The sequence below is a fragment of the Parafrankia sp. EAN1pec genome (assembly GCF_000018005.1).
GTDB lineage: Bacteria > Actinomycetota > Actinomycetes > Frankiales > Frankiaceae > Parafrankia > Parafrankia soli.
Window position 1 is genome coordinate 1,556,611 of record NC_009921.1, and the last position, 17,376, is coordinate 1,573,986.

Below are 17,376 nucleotides of genomic sequence, written 5' to 3' on the forward strand. Positions count from 1 at the left end.
GGGGGTCAGCGGGTGCTGGGGAGTGCCGTCGTCCCGGACCACTGCTGGGAGAACCCCCACAGGGTGCCCGTGGCCCACCACGGCCAGGCGTGTCCGCCGTCCCAGGGGATGCCCACCACCGTCGACGAGCTGGTGACCTGCTCCGACTCGGTGCGCGCGTCCGGGAATGTGACATGGACGTAGTCCGACCAGCCGCCGCGCCACGGCACGGTGGTGTCTGCCGTACCGTGGATGTGCATCATCCGGATGCGTGCCTGGCCGCAGGGCACGAGCAGGTGGCCCGCGACAACGCCGGCCGCCGCGAACACGTCCGGTGCCTCGCAGACGGCGCGGGCCGCGAGCATCCCGCCGTTGGAGTAGCCCCAGACGTAGACGCGGCTGCGGTCCACCGGGGTCCGCCGGGCCACGTCGGCCACGAGTTCGCGCAGGTAGGCGATGTCGTCCTGCCCATTCGTCCCGGCGCAGCAGGTGCCGGCGTTCCACGATCCGTCCACGGCGTGCCCGTAGGCGAGCACGAACCCGTGCTCGTCGGCGAACGGGGTGGCCCCGCTGATGTCGCGCATGTCGGCCGCGGTGTGGGCGTAGGCGTGCAGCAGGACGACGAGCGGCCTGGGCGCCCCGGAACGGATGGTGGTGTGCAGGTCGTAGCTGCGCCCCGACCGGAGCGCGATCTCCTTGGTGTACGCCGGGCCCGCGTCGGTGGCATCGCTCGCGGTCCGGTCGCCAGTTCTGTCGGTGGCCCGGTGCATGGTGGACGCAGCGGCCGGTGACGGGGACGCGGACGTCGCGGCCGGCCGCGCGGGGGCAGGCGCCGTAGCCGCGGGAGGTGATCCACCGCCGTACATCAGGGCCACCGGCACGGCGGCCAGCGGGATGCCGACGATCACGAGCAGCGCCGCCAGGAGCCTGCCGCCGGCCGTCACCGCACCCCCAACGCCCGGCCCAGCGCGACCTGAGGCCACCGAAGACAAGAAGAACGACCCTGCTCACGAGGAGGTGAGCTCGGGTGGATCCGGGAGATGTTCGTACGTTGCTGTGATCGACAGAGGCTTCTCGCCGGGGGTGTCATCGTAGTGGGCGCCGACGGCCGGTCGTTCCCTGGGCGAGGCGTCTCACCGGCCGTGTCCTCCCGCGCGCGAGCCGCCACCAGCGGGTGCCTGCCGAGGGCGCCATGGCTGCTGCCGTCCGTGCGGGCCGGCCGACGTGCGCCGGCCGCAGGTGCCCTCCGGCGGGTGACGGGCCCGGCGCGTGGCGAGGTCAGCCGGGGCGGAGCCGGTCGATCGCCCGGTAGACGCGCTCCTCGGAGACCGGGTACGGCGTGCGCAGCGCCTGGGCGAACAGGCTGACCCGCAGCTCCTCGATCATCCAGCGGATCGCCTGGACCGGTTCGGACCCGGCGCGAGCCGGGCCCACCTCGTCGATCAGCTCGTTGAAGGCCTCGACGACGTTACGCACCCGGAGGGTGAGCTGGCGGTCCCGGGCGGCGTCGGCGGGCAGCCGGTCCAGGCGCCGCCGGGCGGCGGTGAGGTAGCGCTCCAGATCGGGCAGGCGCTCGGCGCCCGTCTCGGTCACGAAGCCCCGGTGGATCAGTGTGTCGAGCTGGGCACGCAGGTCGGTCGCGGTCACCAGCAGCGCCGGGCTGCCCAGCGCCCGCACCCCGAGGCTGATCTCGTGGGCGGCGGCCAGCACGCGCTCGGTGCCGCGGACCACCGACCACGCGGTGTCCGCCAGCTCCGCGCGCACCGTCTCGAGTAGCGCGGCGAAACCCGCCTCGTCCCGGGCGGCCCCGCCGGCGCGGCGCAGCAGCGTGTCCACGGCGGCGGCGACGCAGTCGTCCAGCAGGTCGGTGACGTCGCGGTGCGGGTTGTTGCTCAGGGCCAGCTTCGCCGCGTTCGGCAGCCGGCCGATGATCCCCCGGACGGGGGAGGCGACGTTGAGCAGCAGCAGCCGGCGGGTGCCGGCCCACATCGCGCGGTCGGCCTCCTCCCGGTCGTCGAAGACCCGGACCGCGACCGAGCCGCCCTCGTCGACCAGAGCCGGGTGGGCGCGCACGACATGCCCGCCGCGGCTGCGCTCGATCACCGCGGGCAAGGTGCCGACGTCCCAGGCGCGCAGGCCCGAGCGTTCCACGCCGGCGGCCGCGGCCGTGACGACCGCCTTCGTCCGGGGCCGCAGCCGGGCCCGCAGCTCGGCCAGGTCCTTGCCCTCCGCGAGCGTCGCCCCGCCGTCGTCGACGACCCGGAAGGTCATCCGCAGGTGCGGCGGCAGCAGCTCGGCCAGCCGCGGCGGCGCCCAGACCCCCGAGGGGAGCGCCGAGCCGCTCATCCGGTGCAGCTCACCGGCGACGGCGTCGGCCAGCGGGCGGTCGTCGGCCGGCGGTCCGCCGCCCTCGGACGGGGGACCGCCGGGGGCCGGGCGGTCGCCGGGGGTCAGGCGGTCCAGGACAGCGCGGGCATAGTTCGGCGCCGGGACGAAGCCGCGCCGCACCACCTTGGGCAGCGCACGGATCAGCGCGGTGACGAGCTCCTCCCGCAGCCCGGGCACCTGCCAGGTGAACGGCTCCGCGCGCAGCGTGCCGAGGACCGGCAGCGGCACCCGCACGGTCACCCCGTCGGCGGCCTCCCCGGGCGTGAACTGGTAGGTGAGCGCCAGCTCGACGCCGTCGGCGACCCAGGTGTCGGGGTAGTCCTGCTGGCGGATCGCGCCCGCGCGGTCGTTGACCAGCATCGACGCGGAGAAGTCGAGCAGGTCCGGCTCGGCGCGGCGGGTCGCCTTCCACCAGGTGTCGAAATGGCGGCCGGAGACGACGTCGGCTGGTATGCGCTGGTCGTAGAACTCGAACAGCGTCTCGTCGTCGACGAGGATGTCGCGGCGGCGGGCCCGGTGCTCCAACTCCTCGACCCCGGCGAGCAGCTCCCGGTTCGCGTGGAAGAAGGCGTGCCGGGTGTTCCAGTCGCCCTCGACGAGCGCGTGCCGGATGAACAGGTCCCGGCTGACGACCGGGTCGATCCGGCCGTACTGGACCAGCCGCGACGTCACCAGCGGGATCCCGTACAGCGTGACCTTCTCGTAGGCCAGCGCCGCGGCCTGCTTGCGGGACCAGTGCGGCTCGCTGTAGGTATGCCGCAGCAGGTGCTCGGCGAGCGGCTCGACCCACTCGGGCTCCACCCGCGCCACGGTCCGCGCCCACAGCCGGGACGTCTCGACCAGCTCGGCTGCGACGACCCAGGTCGGGATGCCCGGCCCGCGCCGCCCTCCGGCCTCCGCGTCCGCTTCCGCCGGTGCGCCCCGGCCCGCGTCGCCGGCTTCGGGCCGCGCCGGCCTCCGTCGCGCCAGCCCGGAACCGGGGAAGATCGCGAAGCGGGCGCCCCGGGCCCCGAGATAGTCCTTCTTCTCCGGCTCGTAGCGGCCGAGGTGGGAGAGCAGCCCGGTGAGCAGCGCCTGGTGCACCGACCGGGCGTCGGCCGGGCTGTCGTTAGGCTCCAGCCCCAGGTTCCGGGCGATCGCGCGCAGCTGGCCGTGGACGTCCTGCCACTCCCGGATCCGCAGGTAGTTCAGGAACTCGGTGCGGCACATCCGCCGGAACTGGTTGGACGACCGCTCCTCGCGCGCGGTGCGCAGGTGCCGCCACAGGTTCAGGATCGACAGGAAGTCCGACGTCGGATCGGTGAACCGGGCGTGCCGCTCGTCGGCGGCGGCCCGGTGCTCGACGGGCCGCTCCCGCGGGTCCTGGATGGCCAGCGCGGAGGCGATCACGAGCACCTCGGACAGGCAGCCCAGCTCGCCGGCCGCGAGCACCATCCGGGCCAGCCGGGGATCCACCGGCAGCTGGGCGAGGCTGCGCCCGATCGGGGTCAGCCGTTTGCCGGGCTCGGCGTCCTCGATGAAGGCGCCCAGCTCGGTCAGCAGCCGCATGCCGTCGGTGACCTGGCGCGACTCCGGCGGGTCGAGGAACGGGAAGTCCGCCATCTCACCGAGGCCGAGCGCCTCCATCTGCAGGATCACCGAGGCCAGGTTGGTGCGCAGGATCTCGGGATCGGTGAAGGCCGGCCGGCCGGCGAAGTCCTCCTCCGAGTACAGCCGGATGCAGATCCCGTCGGACGTCCGGCCGCACCGGCCGGCCCGCTGGTTGGCCGAGGCCTGCGAGACCGGCTCGATCGGCAGGCGCTGCACCTTCGTCCGATGGCTGTACCGGGAGATGCGCGCCAGCCCCGGGTCGATCACGTAGCGGATGCCCGGGACGGTCAGCGACGTCTCGGCGACGTTGGTGGCCAGCACGATCCGGCGTCCGGTGTGCGGGGTGAAGACCCGGTGCTGCTCGGCCGAGGACAGCCGGGCGTAGAGCGGGACGATCTCGGTCATCGGGAGGTCGCGGCGGGCCAGCGCGTCGGCCGTGTCGCGGATCTCGCGCTCCCCGCTGAGGAACACCAGGATGTCGCCCGGCCCCTCGGCGCACAGCTCGTCCACCGCGTCGCAGATCGCCGAGACCTGGTCGCGCTCGGTGTCGGCGCCCGCCCCGGTTCGGGCGTCGCCACCGGCTCCTCGCCGGGCCTCGCTGTTGCCTCTTCGGCCGTCGCCGCCGGCTCCCTTGCGACCACCGGCTCGTGGTTCGCTCCGTGCCGCGGTGCCGGCATCCGCGTCGGCGTCGGCGTATGCGTCAGCCTCGGAGTCGGCATCGACGCCCGGCCCGGTGTCGATCAGGGGGCGGTAGCGGGTCTCGACCGGGTAGGTGCGGCCGGAAACCTCGATCACCGGCGCGTCGTGGAAGTGGCGGGCGAACCGGTGCGGGTCGATCGTCGCCGAGGTGATGACCACCTTGAGGTCCGGGCGGCGGGGGAGCAGCCCGTGCAGGTAGCCGAGAATGAAGTCGATGTTGAGGCTGCGCTCGTGCGCCTCGTCGATGATCAGAGTGTCGTACTGGCGGAGCAGCCGGTCGGCGGTCAGCTCGTTGAGCAGGATGCCATCCGTCATCAGCTTGATCAGCGTGGAAGGGCCGACCCGGTCGGTGAAGCGCATCTGGTAGCCGACCAGCCCGCCCCCGCCCCCGCTGCCGTTCCCGCCTCCGCTTCCGTTGCCGTTCGGGCCGGCCTGGGCCCGGTCACGGCCGGTCTCGGGGATCACGCTGCCGAGCTCCTCGGCGATCCGTTCCGCCACGGTGCGCGCGGCGATCCGCCGCGGCTGGGTGTGCCCGATCATGCCGCGCACGCCCCGGCCCAGCTCCAGGCACAGCTTGGGGAGCTGCGTGGTCTTGCCCGAACCGGTCTCGCCGGCGATCACCACGACCTGGTTGTCCCGGAGGGCGGCCAGGATCTCGTCCCGGCGCTGGCTGACCGGTAGCTCCTCCGGGTAGCCGATCACAGGGACGCTGGCCCGGCGCGTCTCCACCCGCAGCCGGGCGGTCTCGACGTCCGCCGCCAGCCGCGCGATCGAGGAGTCGCGCGCCGCCGGGTCGCGCATCCGGCGGGCCCGGTCGAGGTGCCGGCTCAGGCGGTGGGCGTCGCGCGCCATGAGCTGGGGCAGGCAGGCACGCAGCTCGGCCAGCGGCGGCGGTGCCGGCGGCGGCGTTTCAGCAGGAGAGATCACAGACGGCGTATTCCCGGGCGGTCGTCGGTTCGTGGGTACCCCGGTCGAGCTGGGCACGGGCCACGCTACGAGCGCGGCCGCACTCCGGCCCGGACCGCGGCGGCCGCCTTCGCGCGGCGTTGCCTTCGAGGCAGCTCTTCCGAGGCAGCCCCTCAGGGCAGCATTGTGCCCGCGCCGCCGCGCGCCGGCACCTGCTTTTCTCCAGCGCCGGGCCGGCGGCCCGCATTCCCAGCGGACGCCGGCTCCGGTCGGGGATCGTCCCGGGATCAGCCCCGGGCCCGGGCGGACGCGCCGCCCGGGCGGACGCGTTCAGTCGGTCGACGCGATCAGTAGGTCGTGGTCGCCGCCAGCGCGAGCAGCACCAGCGCGCCGACGGCGGCGGTGGTGCGGATGGAGTTGAAGAAGTCCCACCGGGCCCGCTGGGACTCCCAGTCGGCGGGCGGGGCCTCCGGGCGCCAGGTGGCCATCGCGTTGTTGATCGGCAGGTCGCCCCGCACCGTGACGAGGATGTTGGTGAGCACGGCGACGGCCGCGACGGCGGCGATGATCGCGCAGGTGGACGCGCCGTCCACGGCCGCCACGACGGCCAGCGCGACCGTCGACAGCAGACTGCTGATCTGGAGCGGCTTCATCAGCTTCGGGTAGCTGACGTCGAACGCCTGCTTGACCAGCACATACGAAGTCGGGGGCAGGGAGTGCATCGCGGGCCGGACGGCGACCAGGCCGACGGCCATGGTCCCCGCGACGAGCCCGGTCAGGACTAGGGAGATCACGACAAGCGCCGAGACCATGGTTTTCCGGCTCTCCATCCTGTGGGCGCGGCTGAATGGGTGCATTCATACCAAGTTGCGGGAGCACTTGGGTGCCATTGCCCAGATGTGTGCCGGTTGATGCCGATGTCTGCCGGAGTCACCGACGGTGGACGCGTCGGCCGCCGCCGAGGTCGCTCGGGCCGGCCGTGGCCGGGTGCGACGTCGCGGATCGCGCCGCGAGCGCATCCTGAGCGCCGGGGCGGCGCCGTGTGGAGCCCGCGGATACGCCGCGAACCGCGGCTCCGAGCACCGCGGCTCAGAAGGGTGTCGAGGTGGCCTGGCCCGCCCGAGCCGTGGCCTGCCTCGTGCCGCCGGACGGTCCCGCATGACTGGCTGGCCTATCCGGCGTCGGGGTGAATCTCGTTGTGGTACGCCTGGCCGGCTTCAGAGCTCGGTGATGATTTGGCTGAGAAGCTTGGGCGTGGTGGCCGGCGGCGGGCTGTCCACCGTCAGTCGGTTCATCGCTTCGGCGTAAATGTCCACATCTTCTCTTTTATCCATGTAGACGGCGCCGGTGAGCTGCTCCAGGTAGACCACATCGGGAAGGTCCGACTCCGGGAAACGCAGGATGCTGAAAGCGCCGCCCTCGGCCGCGTGCCCGCCGAAGGCGAAGGGCATGATCTGCAGAGTCAGGTTCGGCAGGTCGCACAGGGCGATCAGCTGCTCGAGCTGGCTGCGCATCACCTTGGGGCCGCCGATCGGGCGCCGCAGGGCGGCCTCGTCGACAACTACCCACAGTCGAGGCGCGTTCTCGCGGTGGAGAACCTTCTGCCGGTTCATGCGCACGTTGACCCGGCGCTCGATGATCTCCGCGGGCACACCGATGTTGCCCTGCGTGATCACCGCCCTGGCGTACTCCTCCGTCTGGAGGAGCCCGGGGATGAACTGGAGCTCATAGGTCCGGATGAGCTGCGCCGCCTCCTCCAGCCCGATGAAGGGCTGGAACCAGTTCGGGAGCACGTCACCGAAGCTGTGCCACCAGCCGGGCCGGTTGGCCTCCCGGACGAGGGAGAGCAACGGCGCGCGCTCGGCGCTGTCCGTCACCCCGTACAGGGTGAGGAGGTCGTCGACGTCGCGTTCCTTGAAGCTCACCCGCCCCAGTTCCATGCGGCTGATCTTCGACTCCGAGGCCCGGATGTGGTAGCCGGCATCCTCGCGGCTTATGCCCTTTTCCTCCCGAAGTCGACGGAGCTGTGAGCCGAGCAGGATCCGACGTACGGTCGGACCGCCACCCGGCTGAGTGGTTGTCACTGTCGGCCCCCTCGCCATAGGTCAATGCAAGAGTACGGCATTCGATCTTCTACCCTCGTTCACCTCGCGCCTTCTCCGCCCCGTTCAACTCAGTTACGTCTCGCGGTGCGAACGAGATACGTATACACGGTTGACGGAGAGCGCTCGCGACCGACTCCCAATTTCGGTGGGGTACGAGACTCGGTCCGGCCGTTCCGCATACTGCCCGGTCATTGCGTCCCACGCTGGGTACGCATTCCGAGGTTGGGCGGGCGGCTCCGGGCGCGGCGAAGCCCGGGTGGCGGGTGCGTAACCCGCGTCAGTCCGGCCGGCTCCTGGGACGGCTGCCGTTACCCCCGCCATCAGGCATCCCCCGGGGCGGGACCACCGGAGGAGGTCTGGTGGTGCCTGCTTCCATCCGGATCCCCCTCGACCGGATCAGCCTTGCTCGGTCGCCACTGTGGCAGAAAGACCACGCCGGGTCGAGCAGTTGCCGGCCGCCGGAGCACACCTCTGATCTCCTCACCGGTGATCCCGTCGCCGGGATCGGAAGAGCGCCTGTCGACGGCGCGGAGCACACATCTTTCCCCGCTCGCCGACGGTGCTCGCGCCTCGCGCACGGTGCCGCCGCGTTCGGTCCGGGACCCGCTTCTGTGGGCCGGAATCGGGCGTCGTGTCGACCGTACAACCTCCCCGCGGGCCTGCCGGGCGTGATCGGGACCTTCGTCTCGGCACGTAGGGCGGTACGGCGCTGAGGGCGGGAGCCCGGCCGCGCGCGCCGGAATTCACGTGGGAACGCTGCTAGGGGCACGCGCCGGCGGGATGCCGGCAGGCCGGACGGGTGCCGCCGCGGGCGGTGCCGAACAGGCCGTTCGCCACCGCTGCCGGCGCCGGCGAGTGGGCACGATCGGGTGATCACCGGAATGGATCCTTCGGGCGGCCGAGGCGGGCTGGGCGCTGCCTGGCCGGGTCGGGACCGGACCGGGGTCAGGTTCGACGGGTCCGATGGCGTCGCGTCTGTCGGGGCTGGGTCTGTCAGCCGCCGGGTCCGTGTAGCCGTCGGGTCCGTCGGGTCCGTCGAGCCCGGGCGTGCCGGGCCGGGGCCGGAGGGCTGCGGGTTCGTGGCGGGCTCTCTTCCTTCCGATCTTCTTTGTCGCCGGAGAAAGTCCTACACCACAGGGGATCTCCGCGATGATCCGTGCCCGTAACGACGATGAAATGTAGACGGAACACGAGATCGACGTTCCGCCCGCGGTATTCCGTAGTGCATTCAGTGTGTTCTGGTGTTGATGTCGTGTGTCCGCATCGCGGATTGTGAGTGTCACCCGAAAGGGTCGATCCGTAGCGGTCGAACGTCGCGTGCACGTGGGCGCAGGTCGGATGCACGTGCACACGCGCGTGCTGTATCGTGAGCCGAAGTCCGTGCAAGCGCACGCGCCGACCCCCGGAGGGAGGTGGGACGAGGCCTCTCATCGGCCGAGGCTTCCCTGTGGCGGAGCGGTTCTGTGGCCGCGGACGAGCCGCGAGCCGCTCGAGCGGAAAGGTGTCCAGACCGCGTGTAGCGATCGCCTGGCTCCGGACGAATCTTCAGGAGAACGACCTTGTCCAAGATCTACAGTGGTATGCCTGCCACGGCCCTACAGCGGGTTACCTGGCAGAAGAGTCGACGGAGCAATTCGCAGGGCAACTGCGTCGAGATGGCGCGGCTTCCCGGGGACGCGGTGGCCGTCCGAAACTCCAGGCATCCCGACGGACCCGCGCTGGTTTACACGCGGGCCGAGATTGAGGCGCTGATCCTGGGCGCGAAGGATGGGGATTTCGACAACCTGCTCATCTGAGCGGGGCGGTCTCACGGGGGTCCCCAGCACGTGGCGTCGCGGTCGCCCTCGGGGGTGGTGACCAGGCATCCGTCAGGGTGTCGTTCGACACGTGTGAACTAACGGAAAGTGGAACGCCAAACGCATCAAGCGATCTCCAGGTGGCGAACGCATGGGACATCGCGCCACGCACCACCGGCGCCACGAACCTCCGCCTGGGTGACTCGCGCCAGGTACGCACCATCACCGCTGACGAACGAGGCGCCGGCCCACCGGCGCCGGCCGCTCGATCAGCGCCAGGGCGAGCTTGACGGATCCTGCTGTAGTCCGTCTCGCTCCGGATCACGACCGGACACCGGCGTCCGGTCATGATCGCAAGGTGAGATGCGTGGCTGGGAGCTCTCCGCCAGACCGTCTCCGTGACGCCCTGCGCGGGCCGCCGTGGCCCGTCGCCAGGCGCCGATACGGGGCGGGCAGTACCCCCCATGGCCTCGGCAGCACCTGCCGGGTCGCATGACGGCCTGTGGACCGCCGGATCCACGCCCGCCGCACCGCCGCACCGCCGCACCCGACCGCCGACGCGAGACCCGGTACCCGCCGCACCACGTACCGATGCGACATCGACCCCCCGGGGCTGACGCGAGCGCTGCCATGCCCTGTACGCGCACCGGAGAGCCGAATGACGACCCTGACCATGGATCGGATCTTCACGTCCGGGGATCTCCCGCTCCTGTCCCTCCCACAGGCCGACGGGCTGATCACCTGCAGATGGTTCCACGAGCCTGTCGTGGTGCGGGCCCTGGCCGAGGACGGCGGTGACGCCGTCGGCGAACGGCGGCGTGCGCAGGTGGGATTCGTGATGGTGGAGCCGAGCTGGCTGGCCCGGGCCGCCGCCGAGCGGGTCCGCGGCCCCGGGATCGACGCGGTCGTGATGCACGTGCAGGGCGGGCTGCCCGGCCGCAGCGCACTGGCACTCGCGTTCGCCTCCCACCTGCGGTCGGTGCTGCTGCGCAGCGGGCGGGAGACCCACGTGGTCACCGCCGGCGCCCGGCCGGACCTGACCGGCCTGGCGGACCTGGTGCGCATTCCCCATCTGGTCACCGTCACCGACGCCACCGGCGCGATCGCCGACACCGTGGTCTGGGAGGTCATGACCGACGCCCAGTTCGACGCGTGGCTCGACGGAGCCCCCCGACCGGACCAGCACGCGATCGAGGCCCACCTGCCCGGTCTGCTCCGCCTGCGCGGTCTACACCGGTCCGGCCGGCTCGACCGCCGGCGAGCCGGTGCCCTGCTGGACGTCCTCGAAGGCGGGACGCTGTCAACCCGGCTGATCCACCTCTGCCCTCGGGTCGTGCTGCCGCTCGCCGCGGCCGCGGCTGCCTAAGGCCACCCGCCGCGGCCGCGGCAGTGCGCAGCGGCAGCATGAGGCCACCCGCCGCGAACAGCCCGGTGCGGGCGCTCGACCACGTGTGACCATCTCGTCGCCAGCAGACCGTTGCATCACCCGGTGGGGTGGTGCAAACATGTACTAGCTGCCCGGGGATCCCCCCGTACCCCGGGCGGCCTTTTCATGTCACCGGCAGGGTCGTGCCATCCGTCGGCCCGGGGCGACCAGCCACCGTCCGGTGCGTCGTCCAACGCCCCGCGGAGCCGGTCGGGGATGCTGATCACCAGCGCGGTGCCCGGATCCGCTCCCGCGGAGCGGATCTGCCGCGCCGCCGCCGCGACGGCCGACTCGATCACCGCCGACACCCCGTCGTTCATCGCCGGGACGGCGTAGACCACATGGGGGAACCTGCGCAGCAGGTCGCCGGCGACACCGATCGCCGCGCTGATCCCGTGGTTGACCCGCTCGACCTGCACGGCGGCGCAGGATCCGTCGGCTAGCCGGGCGACACCGTCCGGAACGTGCGCGCCGGTCCGGACCGCCCGCTCGTGCTCGTCGCGCCAACGGCGCGCGCCCACCCACCCGACCACCGGGATGCCGGGCGGCCGGTGTTCCAGCAGCAGCCGGGTGCGAGCCACCTCGGCGGCGTGCACAGCTGCGGTCAGCGGGCCCGCGGCGCTGTGATCGACCTCGCCGACCAGGCGTGCGCCGTCGTCGGTGAGACGCACGATCCGACCCCGGTTGGCGAACAGCCCCTCCGCCTGGACGAGAGCCGCCTGCTGCCAGCGCCGCACGACCGCCCTCGCCGCGCTCGGGGAGGCCAGCCGCGCCGGGTCGAGCACGATGGCGAGATCCACCTCGTAGGCCGAACCCATCTCCAGCAGCCAGCTCAGGCACCGGAAGTCACGCGCGTTGATGCGGATGCTGCCCTTGTCGGATCGTTCCTTTCTGGCCACCTGGCTCATCTGTGTGCCTTCCCTGGACACCGGATCGGGTGCCGCCTCCAGACTGGCCCGATCGCCGCGAGGGTCGTCCCGGCGCCGGATCGAGCGAGAAATGTATATAGAGGATCATCCTCTGGCTGTTTCGGCGGCACCCGCGGCGAGGTGGGTCTGGCACCGCGCGGGATGTGGGAGGCGAGGTTCCGCCTCCGGGGTATTCGCCTCCGGGACAAAGGCACGCCGTGGTATCGGTCGATCCCACGGATGAGAACGCCGATTCCTCATCCGATGTGCCATCGTCGGCCGGAGGCCCAATTCTGCCAAGCGGGCGAACGCTGTCAAGTGCTCCGCCGGCCCGGCGCCGGTATTCGTGTCGACCCACGGCCGCTTTCCGTGACTCCGCTCCGCGCCCGTATGGGCCTCGGGTCGTCGCCGCGGCGGGACGCCCGTCCGCGGCTTTACCGGGCCGCGTTTCCGGGATATTGACCGGAGTCAGCACTCCGCCGCTGTGGGCCTGGTGGGCGGGTGGGGCTCGCCGCCGGACCCGCCGGCTTGGCTGACCCGTCCGGCCGTCCGTCCGGCCTGCCCGGCTCCCGGCCGGGTGGGTGTGACCGCAGGTGGCGCGGCGGTGACGGACCGGTGCCGGGCCCGCCGCCGCGGGACCGCACCGGACGCCTGTCAGCGCCCGCGGCCGGCGGGGGAATGAGGGGAAGTCGGCGAAGCCAGGCGGGTGAGGTTCGTTCTCCCGCATCTCGGGATCATCCCGCCGGCGCGGTGAATCGGTCCGGCCGCGCGATTCGTGCCGGGGATCTTCCGGGCTTCTCCGCCACCCGGCGAGCGGCCCGGCCGCGGCCGGGCTACGGTTCCGCCCATGTCGTCAGCCGTCACACTGCCTGCATGGACCGAAACGTCGAAGTACCTGTCACTGACCACCTTTCGCAGTGACGGGCGATCCGTCTCGACGCCGGTGTGGTTCGTGGTCAACGGCGCCGAGCTGCTCGTTCTTACCGACGAAAAAAGCGGAAAGGTGCGCCGTCTGCGTGACTCCCCGCGGGCGACGGTCGCCCCGTGCGACGCCCGCGGAAAGGCGGCGGAGAGCCCGGTGGAGGTGATGGCAGAGGTCGTCCCGGAACGTACCGGTGCCGCGCGGGCCATGGTGCGCCACCGTTACCGGGTCGCGGCGCCGCTGGTCTCGGCCATGTCGAAGGCGGCGCGCGCGGTGCGCCGGCGTCCGCCGGAGACCCAGACCGCCATCCGGATCACCCTGCCCGGCTGGTAGCCGCACCCGCCACCCGCTGTTGGGGCGGCGGCCTCAAGTGCCGTGGACGCCGCCGAACATCGCCTCCGATCGCAGCCGCAGGCCGGCTGTCTGGTCCACGATCTTCCGTTGGACGGCGGCCCGGGGGTCGCGGCTGGTGATGCCCTTGATCCCCAGGTTGACGGCCAGCGCCCGCAACCGGGCCACCGTGAGCGGGCCGAGGGCGTCCAGGAGCTGCTCGGCGGCCGCACGGCTGGGCGCGTCGAGCAGGGATCGGCGCAGCTCCTCGAGTTCGGCTCCGCTGGGAACCTCGACCTGGGCCCGGCCCGCGGCGCCCGCCGTCGCACCAGCGGGACGTCGCGCCGCCGTGCCCGTGGGACGTCGCGCCGCCGTGCCCGTGGGACGTCGCGCCGCCGTGCCCGAAGGATGTCCGGCGGCGGTGGACACCACGGCGAGCCGGGCGTGGCCCGTGATCAGGTCGGCTACCTGGCGGCTGTCGAGGCCGGTCAGCAGCTCCGCCACCTGGCGCAGCAGCAACGCGCCGAGGTCCGCGGGCGAGGCGCCGGAGTCAGCACCCACGGCGCCGGTTCCCGTGCTCATGGTGGTGGCTTCAGTACCCACGGTTGGCCGCCCCGATCCGCCGGAGGAACTCGTCGACGAGCGTGCGCAGCTCGAGCGCGAGCCCGCGGGGAATGCGCTCGGAGAGCACGACGGGGAGCTGGGTTCCGGCCGCGCCGGCGAAGTAGCTGTTGCTCTCCCGGACCATCGCGTCGAACACCGGCGCGTCGAGGCTTTTCGCCAGCTCGATGTGCGGCTGCATCGCGGTGATCGGCTGGCCGCCGTAGTACTGCACCATGGTGAACACGATGCCGAGGATCTGCGGGTCGAGCCGTTTGACCCCCGGGTAGCGGTCCGACTGCATGTCGGCGACCCGGTTGTACTCCCACGCGAAGCGGCGCAGCCGGGTGAGCAGGTGCTCGATGCCCAGCGTCGACAGCTCGTCCGGCCGGGCCGGGACGAGCAGGAAGTCGCACGCGGCGACCGCCATGCGGGTGATCACACCGAAGTTCGGCGGGCAGTCGATGAGCACCAGGTCGTAGTCGTGCGGGTGGAACGTCGCCAGGCCCGCGGCGAGACGCTGGTAGACGTCGAAGTAGTACCGGGTCGAGCGGTGGACCTGCGCCCCGCCCAGCCGGGCCGCCAGGTTCATCTCGACGTCACCCAGCGAGAGGTGCGACGCGACCAGCCCGAGCCCGCCGCCGTTGTGGGTGATGGCCGAGTTGACGACCGGCGGCGTCGTGACGAACGGTGAGAGGTGCGGAACGTAGGACTCGCCGCGCCAGGCCTCGAACCACTCCTTGACGGTCCGGTCGTCGGCGAGATTCGCCCGCCACTCCTCCGGGCGGTAGAACGAGAACGTGAGGCTCGCCTGCGGGTCGAGGTCGATCATCAGGACGCGCTTTCCCCAACGGGCGATGTCCGTGCCGATGTTCGCGGTGAGCGTCGTCTTTCCCACCCCGCCCTTGTAATTGACGACTGCCACGACTTTCACGGCATCCTCGCTCCCGTATCCCGCCGGTGCTGGTAAGAGGAAACCACACACCGGCGCGTGATTCGTGCGGCGGGGCGCACGGCGGAGATTCGCGCGGAGCGGGTTTGTGCGGAGAGTGTTTGTGCGGCGGGGCCGGGCCGGGGCGGATTCGCCGCGTCGGGCACGCTACTCCGCAGGACGGCCGGGCACGCTGTTCCGCGGGGCGGAGAGCGCGGCGGACCGGCCTGCCGGCCGTCAGGGCGGCGCGTAGCCGATGAGCCCCTCCGCTGTCTGGCCCTCGCAGTCGGCCTGGAGTGATTCGAAGTGATCCTCGCCGATACGGCACCGGTACACCGCCTGGGTGGCCGGCTCCGCCGGCTTCGCCGCGTAGATCCAGCCCAGCACGCCCACCGGCGTGCGACTCTCGCATGAGGACGCCAGCGAGGTGAACGACTCCGCTCCGTTGAGGCACGTGTAGACGGGAACCGTCCCAGGGGCGTCACCGCTGGTGAAGAGGTTGCCCAGCACATGCTCCAGGTGGAAGCCGGCCGCCGGCGCCGCGCTCGTGAGCGAGGCGTGATCCTGACCGTTGTAGTAGCGGTACAGCGGCGTGGCCGGCGGCAGCTGCGGAGTCTGGGACGGCGCGGGCGCGGGGGTCGCCGACGGCAGCACACCCGGTGTGCCCGTTGAAGGGCCCGGCGGATTCGAGCCCGGCGCCACGCCGGGGGAGCCGGAGGCGGTCTGGGTCGCGCCCGGCTTCGCGGGATCCGCGGCCGGGAAGCCCGGCCGGCTCGCGCGTGCCCCCTTGTCCGCCGGCACCGGGGGCACCATGTCCTTGAGCGCCCCGACCCGCATCCGCGCGTCCTGGTCGCTCCGGTCACCGCTCCCCGCCGACCGGTCCCATCCCACACCGGTCGCGGCGAGCGTGACCGCGAGCACGGCGAGGGCCAGGCCGGCGGCGGCGAGACCGGTCAGCAGGCCGTAGCGGCCGCCACCGGTGCCGCCGGTCCCGCGGCGGCGCGCCCGCAGGGTCCGATCCGCCACCGTGCCGATGCTCGGCGCCACCACCGAGCCCGCCGGTGCCACCGAGCCCGCCCGCGCCGCCGCGGTCTGGACGTCCGACACGTCGGGCGGGGGGCCGGCGCCTGGCGGCGTCGGTGGAACCCAGCCGGTTCCGATCAGTCCGCGGACCGCGGCGTCGGCCTCGTCGAGGCTGGCCACCGCGACCCCGGCGAGGCTGGACACGACCTGCGTCGCCGTCGGCCGCAGGCCCGGGTCCTTGGCGAGGGCACGGGCGAGCAGCGGGAGCAGGTGGTCGGGCACACCGGTCAGATCGGGGTCGTCGGCGAGCATGCGCATCGCGGACACCGCCGGCGCGTCGGCGGGGAACGGGTGCCGCCCCCGCGCCGCGAAGACCACACACAGAGCCCAGGCGAAGATATCTCCGGGTGGCCCGACCCGCTCGCCGCGAAGCTGCTCGGGTGCCATCCACGCGACGGTCCCGAGCACGCCCCCGGCGGTCGTGTGGCTCGTGGCGTCGAGCGACCGGGCGATGCCGAAGTCGATGATCTTCGGGCCGTCCCAGGCCAGCAGCACGTTGGACGGCTTGAGGTCGCGATGCACCAGGCCGGCGGCGTGCACGGCCACCAGCGCGTTCGCCAGACCGGCGGCGAGGCCGGCGAGCATCGGCCCGTCGAGGTGCCCGCGCCGGCTCACCGCCGCCTGCAGGCTCACCCCGTCGACATACTCGGTCGCCATCCACGGCGTCGGTGCGTCGACGTCGGCGTCGAGAACGGCGGCGACGAACGAGCCGCGCACCCGGCGGGCGGCGGCGACCTCCTGGCGGAACCGGCCGCGGAACTCGGCGTCGCCGAGCAGGTCAGGCCGAACGACCTTGACCGCCGCTGGTCGGCGGGCGGGGTCAAACCCCAGGTAGACGGCGCCCATCCCACCGGTGCCGAGCCTGCCCGACAGCCGGTACGGCCCGATGGCACGCGGGTCGGAGTCGATGAGCGGCTCCAGCATCCGGTGTCCTTTCCGCCGCGGCTCGGTGTCGACGGCGCCGGGCCGGCCGCCCGGTCGCCGATGGTATCCACCGGCCACATGCGCCCGAACAGGCCCAAATGCCACTCGGTCGCGGTGGCGCCCGGGTGTCACCTTCGGCAGGGGCCGCTCCGAGGGCGTCGAGGGGGCGCGACATCATGGGACGTACCGGCGCATGGCCGGCCATCCGTATCGGCGCGGCACCTGGGAGCACCCATGTCCGACCTGTCCGTTGATCTGAACGCCGACCCGGCCACGCTGGTCGACGCGCTGGGCTCGTTGTCGGAGTCCCAGACGGAGACGGTTCTGCGTGGCCCGTCGGGCGACGCCGTCCTTGACGAGCTGTTCGCCCGGATGCGTGACAGCTTCCAGCCCGAGAAGGCCAAGGGCGAGGACGCGCTGGTCCAGTTCGCCCTCAGCGGCGGGCCGGGCGGTGCGACGCGGGTGTATGCGCTGGCCGTCCACGGTGCGGCGTGCGAGCTGACCATCGACCCGCCCGGCGGCACGGCGCCGGGCGGCGGGCGGACGGTGACCATCACGACCGACCGCGTGCGGCTGGTGCGCGTTGTCACAGGGCAGGCGAACGCCGCCAAGCTCTACCTCACTCGCAAGATCAAGATTGACGGTGACCTCAAGTTCGGCGGGCAGGTCGTCTCCTGGTTCGGGGTTCCCTCCGAGAACTGAGCGCCGCCGGTTACCGAGCGCACACCGCTGCGGGATCGCGTTATGGTCCGGCGGGGATCCGTAAACGGGCTGTAATCGATCCGCGGG

General features: G+C 72.5%; 12 protein-coding genes. 4 read left to right on the forward strand and 8 right to left on the reverse strand.

What is annotated here, in order from left to right:
- Window positions 1-5: 5 nt before the first annotated feature.
- The 4 genes from FRANEAN1_RS06360 to FRANEAN1_RS06375 all read right to left on the reverse strand — a co-directional run bounded on the left by FRANEAN1_RS06360 (window position 6) and on the right by FRANEAN1_RS06375 (window position 7,646).
- Window positions 6-923 carry a PHB depolymerase family esterase gene (locus FRANEAN1_RS06360; protein WP_020458918.1) on the reverse strand — a complete coding sequence of 306 codons (918 nt, stop codon included), beginning with the start codon at window positions 921-923 and terminating at the stop codon, window positions 6-8.
- A 334-nt stretch (window positions 924-1,257) separates the two neighbouring features.
- On the reverse strand, window positions 1,258-5,508 hold the full coding sequence (locus FRANEAN1_RS06365; protein ID WP_063748376.1) for a DUF3418 domain-containing protein: 4,251 nt from the start codon (window positions 5,506-5,508) through the stop codon (window positions 1,258-1,260).
- Window positions 5,509-5,909: 401 nt separating this feature from the next.
- Complete coding sequence (locus tag FRANEAN1_RS06370; protein ID WP_020458920.1) at window positions 5,910-6,374, reverse strand: DUF1772 domain-containing protein; 465 nt, start codon at window positions 6,372-6,374, stop codon at window positions 5,910-5,912.
- A gap of 405 nt (window positions 6,375-6,779) precedes the next feature.
- A complete protein-coding gene (locus tag FRANEAN1_RS06375) occupies window positions 6,780-7,646 on the reverse strand; it encodes a helix-turn-helix transcriptional regulator (RefSeq protein WP_020458921.1) in 867 nt (288 codons plus the stop codon).
- A gap of 1,580 nt (window positions 7,647-9,226) precedes the next feature.
- Here FRANEAN1_RS06375 and FRANEAN1_RS06380 point away from each other — a divergent pair.
- Window positions 9,227-9,463 carry a DUF397 domain-containing protein gene (locus FRANEAN1_RS06380; protein ID WP_020458923.1) on the forward strand — a complete coding sequence of 79 codons (237 nt, stop codon included), beginning with the start codon at window positions 9,227-9,229 and terminating at the stop codon, window positions 9,461-9,463.
- Between the two features lie 658 nt (window positions 9,464-10,121).
- Window positions 10,122-10,829: a hypothetical protein gene (locus tag FRANEAN1_RS06385; RefSeq protein WP_020458925.1), complete on the forward strand. Its 708-nt coding sequence runs from the start codon at window positions 10,122-10,124 to the stop codon at window positions 10,827-10,829.
- Window positions 10,830-10,945: 116 nt separating this feature from the next.
- Here FRANEAN1_RS06385 and FRANEAN1_RS06390 read toward each other — a convergent pair whose 3' ends face one another.
- Window positions 10,946-11,797 carry a hypothetical protein gene (locus tag FRANEAN1_RS06390; RefSeq protein WP_020458926.1) on the reverse strand — a complete coding sequence of 284 codons (852 nt, stop codon included), beginning with the start codon at window positions 11,795-11,797 and terminating at the stop codon, window positions 10,946-10,948.
- Window positions 11,798-12,644: 847 nt separating this feature from the next.
- On the opposite strand from FRANEAN1_RS06390, the gene FRANEAN1_RS06395 reads away from it, so the two are divergent.
- Window positions 12,645-13,052: a PPOX class F420-dependent oxidoreductase gene (locus FRANEAN1_RS06395; protein ID WP_020458927.1), complete on the forward strand. Its 408-nt coding sequence runs from the start codon at window positions 12,645-12,647 to the stop codon at window positions 13,050-13,052.
- 33 nt (window positions 13,053-13,085) lie between these two features.
- Here FRANEAN1_RS06395 and FRANEAN1_RS06400 read toward each other — a convergent pair whose 3' ends face one another.
- The 3 genes from FRANEAN1_RS06400 to FRANEAN1_RS36840 all read right to left on the reverse strand — a co-directional run bounded on the left by FRANEAN1_RS06400 (window position 13,086) and on the right by FRANEAN1_RS36840 (window position 16,587).
- Window positions 13,086-13,631, reverse strand: coding sequence for an oxidoreductase (locus FRANEAN1_RS06400; RefSeq protein ID WP_157472377.1), 546 nt, complete (start codon window positions 13,629-13,631; stop codon window positions 13,086-13,088).
- A gap of 10 nt (window positions 13,632-13,641) precedes the next feature.
- Window positions 13,642-14,583 carry a ParA family protein gene (locus FRANEAN1_RS06405; protein WP_020458929.1) on the reverse strand — a complete coding sequence of 314 codons (942 nt, stop codon included), beginning with the start codon at window positions 14,581-14,583 and terminating at the stop codon, window positions 13,642-13,644.
- Between the two features lie 234 nt (window positions 14,584-14,817).
- A complete protein-coding gene (locus tag FRANEAN1_RS36840; RefSeq protein ID WP_020458930.1) occupies window positions 14,818-16,587 on the reverse strand; it encodes a serine/threonine-protein kinase in 1,770 nt (589 codons plus the stop codon).
- A gap of 234 nt (window positions 16,588-16,821) precedes the next feature.
- Between FRANEAN1_RS36840 and FRANEAN1_RS06415 the strand changes: the two genes are divergently transcribed.
- Window positions 16,822-17,289, forward strand: a complete 468-nt coding sequence (locus tag FRANEAN1_RS06415; RefSeq protein WP_020458931.1) for an SCP2 sterol-binding domain-containing protein — start codon at window positions 16,822-16,824, stop codon at window positions 17,287-17,289.
- Window positions 17,290-17,376 lie beyond the last annotated feature (87 nt).